The following is a 13,721-nucleotide window of genomic DNA, read 5'->3' on the forward strand; positions in this document are numbered from 1 at the left end:
GGTGTACCTCCGTTTGGATCGACCCCTACCTTAGCGCCGTCGCCGCCGAGGGCGAACGAAGGAATTCGAGTATGGATAGATGAAGTGCCGATCAGAACGACGGCACCATCGCGCCCTTGTACTTTTCCTTCATGAACTGGCGCACGTCTTCCGACTGGTACGCCGCCACGAGTTTCTTGACCCACGGCTTGTCCTTGTCCTGCGCGCGCACCACGATGATGTTCGCGTACGGGCTGCGGATGTCTTCCATGGCGATGGCGTCCTTGGTCGGCTGGAGGCCGGCGGCGAGCGCGTAGTTGGTGTTGATCACCGCCGCGCTCACGTCAGGCAGGGCGCGCGCCAGCTGGGCGGCGTCCAGTTCCACGATTTTCAGTTTCTTCGGGTTCTCGGCCACGTCCAGCGGCGTGGCGTTCACGCCGTTGGTGCCCACGCCCGGCTTCAGCTTGATCACGCCCTGCGCGGCCAGCAGCAGCAGCGCGCGGTTCTCGTTCGACGGGTCGTTCGGCACGGCCACCTTCGCGCCCTGTGGCAGGTCCTTCGGCGACTTCAGTTTCTGCGCATACATGCCCAGCGGCGAGATATAGGTGTAGCCCACGCTGACCATCTTGTAGCCGCGCTGCTTGACCTGGCTGTCCAGGTACGGCTGGTGCTGGAAGCTGTTGGCGTCCAGATCGCCGGCGTCCAGCGCGGCGTTCGGCTGCACGTAGTCGTTGAACTCCACCACCTTCACGTTCAGGCCGTTGCGCTTGGCCACCTTCTGCACCACTTGCCAGACCTCGGCGTCCGGGCCGCTCACGGTGCCCACGCGCACGGTCTGTTCCTGGGCCACAGCGTTGCCGGCGGCCATCACGCCAAATGTCGCCACCACCATGGCGGCGGACAGGGTCTTTGCGAACGAAAGCGTCTTCATACGTCTTTTTCCTCAGGATCGAAGGCCGCGCGCGCGGATCGGCGGCGGCGGGGCCGCGTCGGGTGGACGCGGCCGGGACGAAACTTTACCTCAATGTTCCTTGCCGACCGGGTGGCTCGCCACGGCCGGCGCGTCCTGCCAGCCCCCGCCCAGCGCCACGAACAGGTTGATCTGGTCCATGGCGATCTGCGCGTCCGAGGCGGCCAGCGCGGCGTCGTTGTTAGCCAGCGTGCGGTCCGCGTCCAGGCTCTGCAGGTACGGCGAGCGCCCTGCCTGATACAGCAGCCGGTTGTGCCTGGCGGCCTCGTCGGCCTTGTCGCGTGCGTCGCGCAGCGCCTGGTTGCGCTCGAGTTCGTGCGTGTAGCTGGAGAGCGCGCTTTGCGTCTCGCGCAGCGCGCGCAGCACCACGCCATCGAAGTGGGCCAGCGCGCCCTCGGCGCCGGCTTCCATGTTGTGGATGCGGGCGCGCGTGCCGCTGGTCGGAATCGTCCACGAGATCGCCGGGCCCCAGCCCCAGTGCGCGGTCGGCGCCTGGCCCAGGTGATCCAGAATGCCGGTGAACCCCGCCGAGGCGCCGATGCGGATCTGCGGATAGAGGTCCGCCGTTGCCACGCCGATCTTGGCCGTCGCCGAAGCCAGTTCCCGCTCGGCCTGACGGACGTCCGGACGGCGCTTGAGCAGCGCCGCGCCATCGCCCACCGGCAGGGCCTGGCGCAGCGTGGGCACGTGCTCGCACGCCACGCTCGACATGTCCAGCGCGGTGGGCGGCTTGCCCAGCATCACGGCCAGCCGATAGGCGGCGCCTTCCTGCTCGGCGCGGTACCTGGGCAGCACGGCGCGCAGCGCATCGGCCTGCGCCTGTGCGCGCAGCACGTCCGTGGGCATGCCGCGTCCCGCATCGACCATCTTCTGGGCGAGCTGCGCGCCGCGCACCTGGAGGTCGAGCTGATGCTGGGCCACGTGCAGTTCATGCGTGGCAGTGCAGCCCTGCATATAGGCGCGCACGGTTTCCGCAACCACGCCTACGCGGGCCTGGTCCAGCGCCGCCTGGCTGGCCTGCGCGCCGGCCAGCGCGGCTTCATCGGCGCGGGTGAGCTTGCCCCAGAAGTCGATCAGGTACGACACGTCGAAGCCGATGTCGCCGAAGTTCATCGCCGGGATCTTTTCTTCCTTCAGCAGCGGCTCGCCGGCAATCTGGCCGCGCTCCGCGCTGGCGCGGAACTTGGCCTCGGGGAGGTTCTCCGCTTCCACCTCGTGATACACGGCGATGGCGCGCTTCAGGTTGGCGGCGGCCACGCGCAGGTCGGTGTTGGCGACGAGCGCCTGCTTCACCAGCCCCTCGATCTTCGGGTCGTCATAGAGCTTCCACCAGTCGTTGGGCACCTCGCCGATCGACACCGCCGGGTTGTCGGCACCCTGGAACGGGCCGTTGGCGGTGGTGGCGTTGACCACGGCATCCCCGGGCACCTTGTGGTCAGGGCCGACGGTCATGCAGGCTGCCAGCGCGAGCGGGAGCAACCCCGCCAGCGTGGCACGGGTGAAGCGACTCACTGCGCTGTTCACTGCGTACCTCCTCCGGTCACCGAGACCGTGGCGGTACGTCCGGCCACCAGCCGCACGTCGGCGGGCATCTGGTCGAACTGGATCCGCACCGGCACGCGCTGCGCCAGACGCACCCAGTTGAACGTGGGATTGATGTTGGGCAGCAGGCTGTTGCTGCTGGTGCGGTCACGGTCCTCGATGCCGGCTGCGATGCTTTGCACATGGCCATGCAGCACGCCCTTCTCGCCCATGATGCGGATGTCCACCGGGCTGCCGATATGGATGCCGTGCAGCTTGGTTTCCTCGAAGTAGCCTTCCACATGGAAGGACCGGGCATCGACCATCGACAGCACGGGCTTGCCGGTGCTCACGTAGTCACCCAGGCGCGGCAGGCGGTCGTTGACGTAGCCCTCCACCGGGCTCACCACGCGCGTGCGGTCCAGGTTCAGCTTGGCCACGTCCACGGCGGCTTCGGCCTGCGCCAGCGTGGCCTCGCCCTGCTGCACCCGGGCCAGCCCTTCCTCGATCACTTCCCGCGACACCACCTCGGCCAGCTTCTGGCTGCGGTTCGCCTCGCGGCGGTACTGGGCCAGGCTGGCGCGCATTGCAGCAGCCGTGGCCTGGGCCTGGCGCAGCGCCAGCGCGTAGCGTTCATGGTCAATCTCGAACAGCAGGTCGCCAGCCTTCACGCGCTGGTTGTCCTTGACGGCGATGCGCGTGACCAGGCCCGAGACATCGGGGGCCACCTGCACCACCTCGGCGCGGATATGCCCGTCGCGCGTCCACGGCGCCACGGTGTAGTAATCCCACAGATGCTTGACGACAACCGCGCCCACGGCGGTGACGGCCAGCGTCAGCACGACTGGCCCGAGCGAAGAGAGTTTGAATTTCATGATTGGAACCACGGCACCACGGCAACCACCCCACCCAGGACGATCGCGTACAGCGCCAGATTGAACAGAGAACGGTGCCACACGAGCTTGTAGAACCCCAGGCGCGTCAGCACTGCACGCGCGCCACTCGTGATGGCAAAGGCGGCCAGCATCCACACCAGCAGGCTGGGGATGAACACGCCATAAAGACTGAATTCGCCGGGCATCAGGCGCCTCCGGTAACAGGGGCCGGCATCACGGCCGGCGGGAACAGGGCCACTTGCATCTCCACCAGGGCAGCCAGCGCGATGCGCGACTGCACCTTGCGCTGCGCGTTGGCCAGCCGCGTGTGCAGCGCCGGCGGCGGTGCGTCGCGCTTGCCGTCCAGCCGCGCCTGGTAGTAGCCGGCCACGCTGCGCAGCACGCGCTTGATGGCATGCTGCTCGGGCGCCGACAGGCTGGGCATCTCGCGCTGGAGCGCCAGCGTGGTCAGCTCCACGCGCACCTCGCTGAAGCCATCGGGCGATACCTCGCTCTCGCTGGCGGCCAGCCGGGGCACCAGTTGCGCCAGCCGGTCCAGCATGCGCGCGCGCAGCCGGGTGTGTTCCTCGGGGCGGGTGCCCACTGCGTTGTCGGCGATATCGCCCCAACTGGATCGCACCAGCCGGCGCGTGGCGGCGGCGGTGCCGAACGGCCGCATCACCAGCGTCCAGACCAGCGCGAACGCGATGCCAGCGATGCCAGCGATATTGCTGTTGAAGAAGGTATGGAAGTCCGCGCTGTAGGCACCCGAGATGCCGATGTCGTTGGCCGTGACCACCGCCAGCGGCATGCCGATCATCGCCAGGCGCGGCTGCGCCACCAGCAGGCCGATGATCAGGTACGGCACGGCGAACATCAGCACCAGCATCTCGAAATCATGTGCCACGGGCAGCACGGCGAACAGGAACACCATCGAGATCACCATGCACACCACGTTCCAGTTGAAGAATGACTGGATCATCGGCGCGGGTTCGTCCAGGGCGGCAAAGAAGCAGCACGACACCGCGCCCAGCGCCACCGCGCCGGCGCCATCGGCCCAGCCCATGTGGATCCACAGCATGCCCATGGTGAAGATAGACAGCGCCACCGTGACGGTGGAGAACAGCAGCAGGCCGTGGTCGTAGTGGCGGGTCTGACCGACGTCCCAGCGCCGGAACTCGGGCACCCAGCCGCCGCGCACGTCGCGCTCGCCCATGCGCCGGCACAGGGACACGCAGTCGCGCCACAGCGCCACCATCTGTTGCAGGCGGTCTTCGGCGGCGGTGACCAGCGCGGCGTCCCAGCCCGGTTCCAGCGGCGTACTGGTCAGCACCGGCGGCGCGTCCACCGCCCCGCCCTGAATCCACGCGCGGGCCGCTTGCATCTGGGCACGCAGGGTGTCCGGCAAGCCGCCGGCGGCCTGGAGCGATTCCACGATGGACGCCAGCGAGGACATCACCGGCAGCAGCATCGTCATGCGCCCGCGCAGTTCACGCGCGGCACGCACCCGGGCGATGCTTTCGGTGTCGTAGCCCAGCTGGCTGATGAGTTGATCGAGGGCCAGGATGTCGGCGGCCAGGCGGTGGCGGCTCTGGTGGCGCGTGACCTGCATGCCGGGGCTGGGCGAGAGCATGTCGCCGGCCCAGAGTGCGGCGTCGGCCATCCACTGGCGCGACTTGTGGCGCAGCACGTCCGCCACGCTCGCCGGGAACACCACGGCGCCGACCACGGCCGCACACAGGATGCCCAGGCTGATTTCCTCGGCCCGGGCAATGGCGATATCGAAGATGGCGGTGGGATTGTCCACCGCCGGCAGCGCCACCAGCGGCAGCGTGTAGGCGGCCAGCATGAAGACGTAACTGCGCGGGGTGCGGTGCAACAGGGCGATGTAGAGCAGGCAGCCGGTCCAGAGCGCCACGGCGCCCATCAGCAGCGGCGGCGAATTGACCAGCGAGGGCACCATCGCCACGCCGGCCGCGGCGCCCATCAGCGTGCCGAGCACGCGGTACAGCGCCTTGGAGCGCGTGGCGCCGGTCAGCGGATGTGCCACCACGTAGACGGACGCCATCGCCCAGTACGGACGCGGCAGGCCCATGTACATCGCGATCCAGAGCGCCAGCATGGCGGCGGCAAACGCCTTGAACGAGAAAACCCAGTCCCGTGCGGATGGCCAACTGCCCATGATGCTCAGGACTCCAGCTTGGCCGCCGCGGAAGCGGCCCCTGAGGCCTTGTACAAGGCGCCCAGCACGCGCAGCGTGGCTTCGAGGTCAGTCTCGCTGATCTCGGCGAACACTTCGGCGCGCAGTTGCTTGAGTTCGGCTTCGATCTGCTCGGCCATGCGCTCACCGGCCTCGGTGAGCGAGAGCACGTTGGCGCGGCGATCGCTGGGGTCCACCTCGCGGCGGACCAGCCCGGCAGCGCTCAGTTGATCGACCAGACGGACCAGCGTGGCGCCTTCCACGCCCACGTAGTCCGCCAGCGTCACCTGGCGCACCCCGCCGCCGAGGCGGCGAATGAAGAGCAGCGGCGCGGCGGCCGCTGCGGAGATACCGTGTGCCGTGACCGACGCCTGGCTGATCTGGCGCCACTGGCGGCCCGCCAGCATGAGCTGGCCGGTAAAGGCAAATAGGAGGGCGTCTATCTTGGGCATGCGCCGAATGATAGACGTGAATTAATTAGGATGCAAACTATTTCTTTCCGAACTAGTTCACGTGGCGTGGGCGGCGCTTACCCGGCGGCCGTCTTCAGGTTCTCCAGCATGTCATCGACCATTTCCGCGAGGCCGAACTTCGGCTGCCAGCCCCAGTCGGTGCGCGCAGCGCTGTCGTCGATCGAATCCGGCCAGCCCCGGGCGATGGCCTGCCGGTAGTCCGGGGCATAGCGCACAACGAAGTCCGGCACCCGGCGGCGGATCGCCTCGGCAATCTCGGCCGGGGTGAAGCTCATGCCGGCGAGGTTGTAGCTGCCCCGCTCGCGGATCGACTCGCGCGGCGCTTCCATCAGCTCCAGCGTGGCGCGGATCGCGTCGGGCATATACATCATCGGCAGTCGCTCGTCGGACTCCAGAAAGCAGTCGTACGGTTCGCCGCGCACCGCGTGGTGGAAGATATCGACCGCATAGTCGGTGGTGCCGCCGCCGGGCGGGGTCTTGTGCGAGATCAGCCCCGGATAGCGCACGCTGCGTACATCCACACCGTGGTTCTCGAAGTACCAGCGACACCAGCCCTCGCCCGCCTGCTTGGAAATGCCGTAGACCGTGGTCGGCTCCATGATGGTTTTCTGCGGGGTGTTCACGGCGGGCGTGGTGGGGCCGAACGCGGCGATCGAACTGGGCCAGAACACCCGCTCGATGCCCTGCTGGCGCGCCAGTTCCAGCACGTTCAGCAGCCCGGTCATGTTCAGGTTCCACGCCCACTGCGGGGCCTTCTCGCCCGTGGCGGAAAGCGCGGCGGCCAGCAGGTAGATCTGGGTGATGCCGTGGCGCTCCACCACCGTGGCCAGTTCGCCCCGGTCGGTCACGTTCAGCATTTCATGGGCGATATGCACGTGGCGGCCGGTGGGCACCACGTCCGAGGTGACCACATGCTCGCGCCCGTGGCGCTCGGCCAGCGCCAGCGCGAGTTCGGAACCCAGTTGCCCGTTGGCGCCGATGATCAGAATCTGCGGCTTGCTCACTGCCTGGCTCATCGAATCAGCCCCAGTTCACGGCCCGCCTGCGCGAAGGCGTCCAGCGCGCGTTGCAGCGTGGCTTCGTCGTGCACCGCGCTCAGCTGCACGCGGATGCGCGCCTGGCCCTTCGGTACCACGGGGTAGAAGAAGCCCACCACGTAGACGCCCAGCGCCAGCAGCCGCTCGGCAAGCTGCTGGGCTTTCTCAGCATCGTAGACCATGATCGGGACGATCGGATGGTCGCCCGGCTTGATGTCGAAGCCCAGCGCGGCAATGCCCCGGCGGAAGAACGCGGTGTTGCGCTCGAGCCGGTCGCGCAGGTCTGTGCTGGCCTCCAGGATGTCCAGCACGGCAATGCTGGCGCCGACGATGGCCGGGGCCACGGTATTCGAGAACAGATACGGACGCGAGCGCTGACGCAGCAGTTCCACCACTTCCTTGCGGCTGCTGGTGAAGCCGCCCGAGGCGCCGCCCAGCGCCTTGCCGAGCGTGCCGGTGATGATGTCGATCTTGCCGAACACGCCGCGCGCCTCGTGCGTGCCGCGCCCGCGCGCGCCCATGAAGCCGGTGGCGTGGCATTCGTCGATGCCGAGCAGCGCGCCGAACTCGTCGCAGATCGCACGGATTTCATCCAGGCGCGCCACGGTGCCGTCCATCGAGAACACGCCGTCGGTGAACACCAGCTTGAAGCGCGCGCCGTCGGCATCGGCCTGTTGCAGTTGGGCGCGCAGATCGTCCAGGTCGTTGTGCTGGTAACGGTAGCGGCGCGCCTTGGAGAGCCGGATGCCGTCGATGATCGACGCATGGTTCAGCGCGTCGCTGATCACGGCGTCTTCCGGGCCCAGCAGGGTCTCGAACAGGCCGCCGTTGGCGTCGAAGGCGGAGCCGTAGAGGATGGTGTCTTCGGTACCGAGGAAGCGGGCCAGCCGCGCCTCCAGCGTCTTGTGGAGGTCCTGCGTGCCGCAGATGAAGCGCACCGAGCTGAGGCCGAAGCCGTGGGTGCGCAAGGCTTCGTGGGCGGCCTCGATCACCTGCGGGTGCGAGGACAGCCCCAGGTAGTTGTTGGCGCAGAGGTTGATTACTTCCCGCCCGTCGGCCGTGCGGATGACCGCGCCCTGCGGCGTGGCGATGATGCGCTCGCGCTTGTACAGCCCCGCGTCGCGGATGGCATCCAGTTCCGCGCGGATGGATGCGTAGAAGGTCTCGGCACTCGACATGGCCCGGCTCCCGGTGGTAGTGTCTCGGTCGTTCGATTCGATAAATCGAACATGTTCTATATAACGAACGGTTCGTGCACTATAACGAACACATGACGATGACGCAACCCTCCCCGCCCAACACCCCCAAGCCGCCCATCCAGTCCGATGGGCCGCCCGCCGTGGGAGGCGCGCTCCAGGCGCTGCGGCAGGCCCAGCAGCTGTCGCTGGACGACCTGTCGCGCCGCGCCGGTGTCTCCAAGTCTATGCTGTCCCAGATCGAACGGAATCTCACCAATCCGACGGTGGCCGTGCTGTGGCGGCTGGCCAACGCGCTGGGTGTGAACCTGGCGGACTTCCTGGCCAATGGCGCGGTGAGCGCGCCGGCGCCGGCGATTGCCGTGGTGCAGCCGCACGCCATCCCGGCGCTGAAAAGCCCGGACGGACGCTGCGAACTGCGCATCCTTGGGCCGATCGACCTGGCAGGGAAATTCGAGTGGTATGAGCTGACGATCCAGCCCGGTGGGGTGCTGGCGTCCGAGCCGCATGACGCGGGCACGCAGGAGCACCTGTCGGTGCTGAGCGGGTCAATGACCGTGCGTGCCGCGGAGGACGAGAAAAAGCTGAAGCATGGCGATACCGCGCGTTATGGCGCGGACGTGGCCCATGCCATCGCCAATCCGGGCAAGAGTGCCGCCACGGCGCTGCTCGTGGTGGTGCACCCCGCCTGATTTGATTTAATCCACTTCCTTCATCCGCTCGCTGGCGAGCAGATTGCGCTTGGTCTCGAGGATGTGCTCCTCGAGCAGCGACGCCACCTTCTCGGCATCGCGCGCCTTGCACGCTTCCAGAATGCGATAGTGGTCCGCCTGCGGGCCTTCCTTGCCGGTGGCCATCGACATCTGCTCGTGCGTGTAGCGGTCCGTGTTCAGGCAGAACTCCTCGATCAGCCGCCGCAGCCGCTTGTTGTTGGCCGGCGCGCACAGCGCCAGGTGGAAGCGCCGGTTGTACTCGGCCCACTCCACGAGCGACTCCGACTGCGAGTACGCGTCCAGAATCTCCTGCATCTGCTGGAAATCCTGCTGAACCATGTTCGGCACGCCGATGCGCGCCGCGTGGCATTCCAGGGCGACGCGGATATCTAGCAGCTCGCAGATCTGCGTCGCATCCATGCCTGACACCACCGCGCCACGGTTGCGCTGGTAGGTGACGAGCCCTTCCGATTCAAGCTGGCGCAGCGCTTCCCGCACGGGAATGCGGCTCGCGTTGAAGCGTTCCGCCAGCGCGTCCTGGCGCAACTGCGCCCCCGCCGGCAACGTGCCTTTCTGAATTTCGTAGCGAAGCTGATCGCGAATGATCTGGGGTAAACCCTTGGTAGGGGCGCTTGCGCGGCCCGTTTGCGTGGACATGGGAGGTGCTGGAGATCGGTATGCGATTCGAGTGAGGCCCCTATTGTGCCTGAATATCCCGACTGCTAAACTGGATCCAATTTATTAGTATTCATATCCAAAGAAGCGTGTAACGTATATGTCTTCAAACAATTCCTATCCAAAATCCATCAATGAAACGGTCCTGAACTACGCCCCGGGCAGCGCCGAACGCATCGCGCTGACGGCGGAACTCGACAAGCAGCAAGGTCTGGTGCGCGAGATCCCGGCCATCGTGGGCGGCGAGCGCATCCGCAGCGGCGATATCACCGACGTGCGCGCCCCGCACGCTCACGCCCACCGCCTGGGCGAAGTCCACAACGCCGGCCAGGCCACCATCCACGCCGCCATCGACGCCGCCGTGGCCGCCCAGCGCGACTGGGCCAACGCCACGCTGGCCGAGCGCTCCGCCGTCTTCCTCAAGGCCGCCGACCTGCTGGCCGGCCCGTGGCGCGCCCGCCTGAACGCGGCGACCATGCTCGGCCAGAGCAAGACCGCCTACCAGGCCGAAATCGACTCGGCCTGCGAACTGATCGACTTCCTGCGCTTCAACGTGCAGTTCGCGCACGAACTGACGGCCGGCCAGCCGATTTCGTCGCCGGGCATGCGCAATCACCTCGAATACCGTCCGCTGGAAGGCTTCGTCTACGCCGTCACGCCGTTCAACTTCACGGCCATCGGCGGCAATCTGGCCATCGCCCCGGCGCTGATGGGCAACACCGTGCTGTGGAAGCCGGCCGCCACGGCGTCGCTGTCGAACTTCCTGTTCATGGAGCTGCTCGAGGCCGCCGGTCTGCCGAAGGGGGTCATCAACTTCCTGCCGGGTGACCCGGTGGCGATCAGCGGCGCCGTGCTGGCGCGGCCCGAACTGGCCGGCATTCACTTCACCGGCTCGACGGCCGTGTTCGACACACTGTGGGGCGAAGTCGGTTGCAATGTGTCGCGCTACCGCAGCTATCCGCGTCTGGTCGGCGAAACCGGCGGCAAGGACTTCGTGCTCGCCCACCCGTCCGCCGATGCCGACACGCTGGCCGTGGCGCTGCTGCGCGGCGCCTTCGAGTATCAGGGCCAGAAGTGCAGCGCGGCGTCGCGCGCCTACATCCCCGCCTCGCTGTGGCCGGCCGTGCGCGAGCGCGTGGTGGCGATGGCCGAGACCATCCAGATGGGCGATGTGACCGACTTCACCAACTTCATGGGCGCCGTGATCGACCGCCGCGCGTTCGACCGCATCCATGGCCACCTGCAACGCGCCGCCAGCGACAGCGCCGTGAAGCTGGTCACCGGCGGCAAGGCCGACGACAGCGTGGGCTACTTCATCACGCCGACCGTGCTCCAGGTAGACAACCCGCACCACACACTGATGGAAACCGAACTGTTCGGCCCGGTGCTCTCGGTCTACGTCTACGCCGACGCGCACTGGCCCGAGGTGCTCGAACTGGTGGACGGCACCAGCCCCTACGCGCTGACCGGCGCGATCTTTGCGAGGGACCGCGCGGCTATTGCCCAGGCCTCCAGCGTGCTGCGCTTCGCCGCCGGCAACTTCTACATCAACGACAAGCCGACCGGTGCGGTGGTCGGCCAGCAGCCGTTCGGCGGCGCACGCCGCAGTGGCACCAACGACAAGGCCGGTTCGCCGCTGAACCTGCTGCGCTGGGTGTCGCCACGCACGGTCAAGGAAACATTCGTGCCGCCGGCCGACTACCGGTACGCGCACATGGCGGTCTGAGCAGCCGCCCAGCTTTTCTAGCAACACCACCACGGAGAAGAAGAGATGAAGCGAGCCACCCTGCTGTCCGCCCTGGCGTTCAGCCTTTCCACGTTTGCCGGCGCTGCCAGCGCCGCGATTTCCGGAGATGTCGTCAAGATCGGCGTGATGACCGACCTGTCGGGCGTCTACCTTGACTATGCCGGCAAGGGTTCGGTCGAGGCCGCCAAGCTGGCCATCGAGGATTTCGGCAATGGGCTGCCGGGCAAGAAGATCGAGCTGGTCACCGCCGACCACCAGAACAAGGCGGACATCGGCAGCGCCAAGGCGCGCGAGTGGATCGACCGTGACGGCGTCGATGCCATCGTCGACCTGCCGAACTCGTCGGTCGCGCTCGCCGTCTCGCGCATCGCATCCGAGAAGAAGCGCATCTCGCTGATTACCGGTGGCGCCAACCTGCGCCACACCAACGAGGAGTGCTCGCCGTACATCGTCCACTATGTGTATGACACGTACGCGCTGGCCAATGTGGCCGGCAAGGCCATGGTCAAGCAGGGCCTCAAGAGCTGGTACTTCCTGACGGCCGACTATGCGTTCGGCCAGTCGCTGGAAACCGCCACGGCGGATGTGGTGAAGGCGTCCGGCGGCACGGTGGCCGGCAACATCAAGCACCCGCTGAACGCGTCGGACTTCTCGTCGTTCATCCTCCAGGCCCAGGCCAGCAAGGCCCAGGTGGTGGCGCTGGCCAACGGCGGCGGTGACACCATCAACGCCATCAAGGCGGCCAACGACTTCGGCCTGCCGCGCAACCAGACCCTGGTGGGCCTGCTGATGACCATCAGCGACGTGCACAGCCTGGGCCTGAAGCTGACGCAGCGCATGAAGCTGACCGATGCCTGGTACTGGGACCTGAACCCGCAGACGCGCGAATTCGGCGCACGCTTCTTCGCCCGCATGAAGCGCATGCCGAACATGGTGCATGCCGGCACGTACTCGGCCGTGCTGCAGTACCTGAAGGCCGTGCAGGCCACCGGCAGCGACGATTCGGACACCGTGATGGCGGCGCTCAAGAAGGCCAAGATCAACGACGCGTTCGCCAAGAACGGCTATATCCGCGCCGACGGCCGCATGATGCATGACATGTACCTGATGGAAGTGAAGGCGCCGAGCGAGTCCAAGACGCCGTGGGACTACCTCAAGCTCGTGGCCACCGTGCCGGCCGAGGAAGCCTTCCAGCCGCTGTCGCAGTCGCGGTGCCCGCTGGTGAAGAAGTAAATAGACGACAGCCATGGTTCGCTCTCCTCTCCTGCCGCTTTCTCGCAGACGGAGGGGAGCCAACCGGCAGCCTATAAGAGACTCATGCAAACCAACGTACTAGAAGTCCGCAACCTGACCAAGTCCTTCAAGGGATTTACGGCGGTCAGCGGCGTGGACCTGCAGGTGCGGCGCGGCTCGATCCACGCATTGATCGGCCCCAACGGCGCAGGCAAGACGACCTGCTTCAACCTGCTTACCAAATTCCTGGAGCCGACCACCGGCACCATCCTTTTCAACGGCATCGACATCACCCGCGAGAAACCGGCGCAGATTGCGCGGCGCGGTGTGATCCGTTCGTTCCAGATATCCGCCGTGTTCCCGCACCTGACCGTGCGCGAGAACGTGCGCATTGGCCTGCAGCGCCAGCTTGGCACCTCGTTCCAGTTCTGGCGCAGCGAACGTTCGCTCGATGTCCTCAACGACCGGGCGATGGACCTGCTCGAGCAAGTGGGCCTGACCGAGTTCGCCGAAACTGTCACCGTCAACCTGCCGTACGGCCGCAAGCGCGCGCTGGAAATCGCCACCACGCTGGCGATGGAGCCCGAGCTGATGCTGCTGGACGAGCCCACGCAGGGCATGGGCCACGAGGACGTGGACCGCGTGACGCAGCTGATCAAGAAGGTGTCGGCGGGCCGCACCATCCTGATGGTGGAGCACAACATGAACGTGGTGTCCTCCATCGCCGACAAGATCACCGTGCTCCAGCGCGGCGCGATCCTGGCCGAAGGGCCGTACGCGGAGGTGTCCAAGGACCCGCGCGTGATGGAAGCCTATATGGGCACGGTCGACGCGGAACTGCAGGGGGCGCACTGAGATGAACACCAACACTCCCGCCCTTGAGATCAAGGACCTGAACGCCTGGTACGGCGAGTCGCACATCCTGCACGGGGTGGACCTGACCGTGAACCACGGCGAAGTGGTGACGCTGCTCGGCCGCAACGGCGCGGGCCGCACCACCACCATGCGCGCCATCATGGGCCTGACCGGCGCCCGCAAGGGCTCGATCAAGGTCAACGGGCACGAGACCATTGGTCTGCCCACGCACAAGATCGCGCATTAC

14 protein-coding genes are annotated in these 13,721 nt (G+C 66.9%); 5 read left to right on the plus strand and 9 right to left on the minus strand.

From position 1 onward, the window contains the following. Nucleotides 1-91: 91 nt before the first annotated feature. The 8 genes from KHO18_RS01510 to kbl all read right to left on the minus strand — a co-directional run bounded on the left by KHO18_RS01510 (nucleotide 92) and on the right by kbl (nucleotide 8,233). Complete coding sequence (locus tag KHO18_RS01510; RefSeq protein WP_377731802.1) at nucleotides 92-847, minus strand: MetQ/NlpA family ABC transporter substrate-binding protein; 756 nt, start codon at nucleotides 845-847, stop codon at nucleotides 92-94. A 153-nt stretch (nucleotides 848-1,000) separates the two neighbouring features. Then, a complete protein-coding gene (locus tag KHO18_RS01515) occupies nucleotides 1,001-2,461 on the minus strand; it encodes an efflux transporter outer membrane subunit (protein WP_211942678.1) in 1,461 nt (486 codons plus the stop codon). Nucleotides 2,462-2,469: 8 nt separating this feature from the next. Continuing rightward, a complete protein-coding gene (locus tag KHO18_RS01520) occupies nucleotides 2,470-3,345 on the minus strand; it encodes an efflux RND transporter periplasmic adaptor subunit (protein ID WP_186296842.1) in 876 nt (291 codons plus the stop codon). Continuing rightward, on the minus strand, nucleotides 3,342-3,551 hold the full coding sequence (locus KHO18_RS01525) for a DUF1656 domain-containing protein (RefSeq protein ID WP_092296794.1): 210 nt from the start codon (nucleotides 3,549-3,551) through the stop codon (nucleotides 3,342-3,344). The genes KHO18_RS01520 and KHO18_RS01525 overlap by 4 nt, the downstream gene beginning before the upstream one ends. After that, nucleotides 3,551-5,527: an FUSC family protein gene (locus tag KHO18_RS01530; protein ID WP_211942662.1), complete on the minus strand. Its 1,977-nt coding sequence runs from the start codon at nucleotides 5,525-5,527 to the stop codon at nucleotides 3,551-3,553. Before KHO18_RS01530 ends, KHO18_RS01525 begins: the two co-directional genes overlap by 1 nt. A gap of 5 nt (nucleotides 5,528-5,532) precedes the next feature. After that, the gene (locus KHO18_RS01535) at nucleotides 5,533-5,997 is read right to left on the minus strand and encodes a MarR family winged helix-turn-helix transcriptional regulator (protein ID WP_144198146.1); all 465 of its coding nucleotides are present in this window, start codon (nucleotides 5,995-5,997) and stop codon (nucleotides 5,533-5,535) included. Between the two features lie 77 nt (nucleotides 5,998-6,074). Next, nucleotides 6,075-7,034: an L-threonine 3-dehydrogenase gene (locus KHO18_RS01540; RefSeq protein WP_144198145.1), complete on the minus strand. Its 960-nt coding sequence runs from the start codon at nucleotides 7,032-7,034 to the stop codon at nucleotides 6,075-6,077. Further along, on the minus strand, nucleotides 7,031-8,233 hold the full coding sequence (gene kbl, locus KHO18_RS01545) for a glycine C-acetyltransferase (RefSeq protein WP_144198144.1): 1,203 nt from the start codon (nucleotides 8,231-8,233) through the stop codon (nucleotides 7,031-7,033). The genes KHO18_RS01540 and kbl overlap by 4 nt, the downstream gene beginning before the upstream one ends. A gap of 98 nt (nucleotides 8,234-8,331) precedes the next feature. On the opposite strand from kbl, the gene KHO18_RS01550 reads away from it, so the two are divergent. Continuing rightward, nucleotides 8,332-8,943: a helix-turn-helix domain-containing protein gene (locus tag KHO18_RS01550; RefSeq protein WP_144198143.1), complete on the plus strand. Its 612-nt coding sequence runs from the start codon at nucleotides 8,332-8,334 to the stop codon at nucleotides 8,941-8,943. Between the two features lie 6 nt (nucleotides 8,944-8,949). On the opposite strand, the gene KHO18_RS01555 is transcribed toward KHO18_RS01550, so the two are convergent. Further along, nucleotides 8,950-9,621: a GntR family transcriptional regulator gene (locus tag KHO18_RS01555; RefSeq protein WP_144198142.1), complete on the minus strand. Its 672-nt coding sequence runs from the start codon at nucleotides 9,619-9,621 to the stop codon at nucleotides 8,950-8,952. Nucleotides 9,622-9,739: 118 nt separating this feature from the next. On the opposite strand from KHO18_RS01555, the gene pruA reads away from it, so the two are divergent. The 4 genes from pruA to KHO18_RS01575 all read left to right on the plus strand — a co-directional run. Then, nucleotides 9,740-11,365 carry an L-glutamate gamma-semialdehyde dehydrogenase gene (gene pruA, locus KHO18_RS01560; protein ID WP_211942663.1) on the plus strand — a complete coding sequence of 542 codons (1,626 nt, stop codon included), beginning with the start codon at nucleotides 9,740-9,742 and terminating at the stop codon, nucleotides 11,363-11,365. A gap of 45 nt (nucleotides 11,366-11,410) precedes the next feature. Next, nucleotides 11,411-12,619 (plus strand): ABC transporter substrate-binding protein, encoded by a 1,209-nt coding sequence (locus tag KHO18_RS01565; RefSeq protein WP_144198140.1) that lies wholly within the window; start codon nucleotides 11,411-11,413, stop codon nucleotides 12,617-12,619. 84 nt (nucleotides 12,620-12,703) lie between these two features. Continuing rightward, on the plus strand, nucleotides 12,704-13,474 hold the full coding sequence (locus KHO18_RS01570) for an ABC transporter ATP-binding protein (RefSeq protein ID WP_211942664.1): 771 nt from the start codon (nucleotides 12,704-12,706) through the stop codon (nucleotides 13,472-13,474). Nucleotide 13,475: 1 nt separating this feature from the next. Beyond that, nucleotides 13,476-13,721 (plus strand): ATP-binding cassette domain-containing protein (locus KHO18_RS01575; protein WP_211942665.1); only part of this gene is annotated, 246 nt, incomplete at its 3' end.

The sequence above is a fragment of the Cupriavidus campinensis genome (genome assembly GCF_905397395.1).
Classification (GTDB): Bacteria; Pseudomonadota; Gammaproteobacteria; order Burkholderiales; family Burkholderiaceae; genus Cupriavidus; species Cupriavidus campinensis.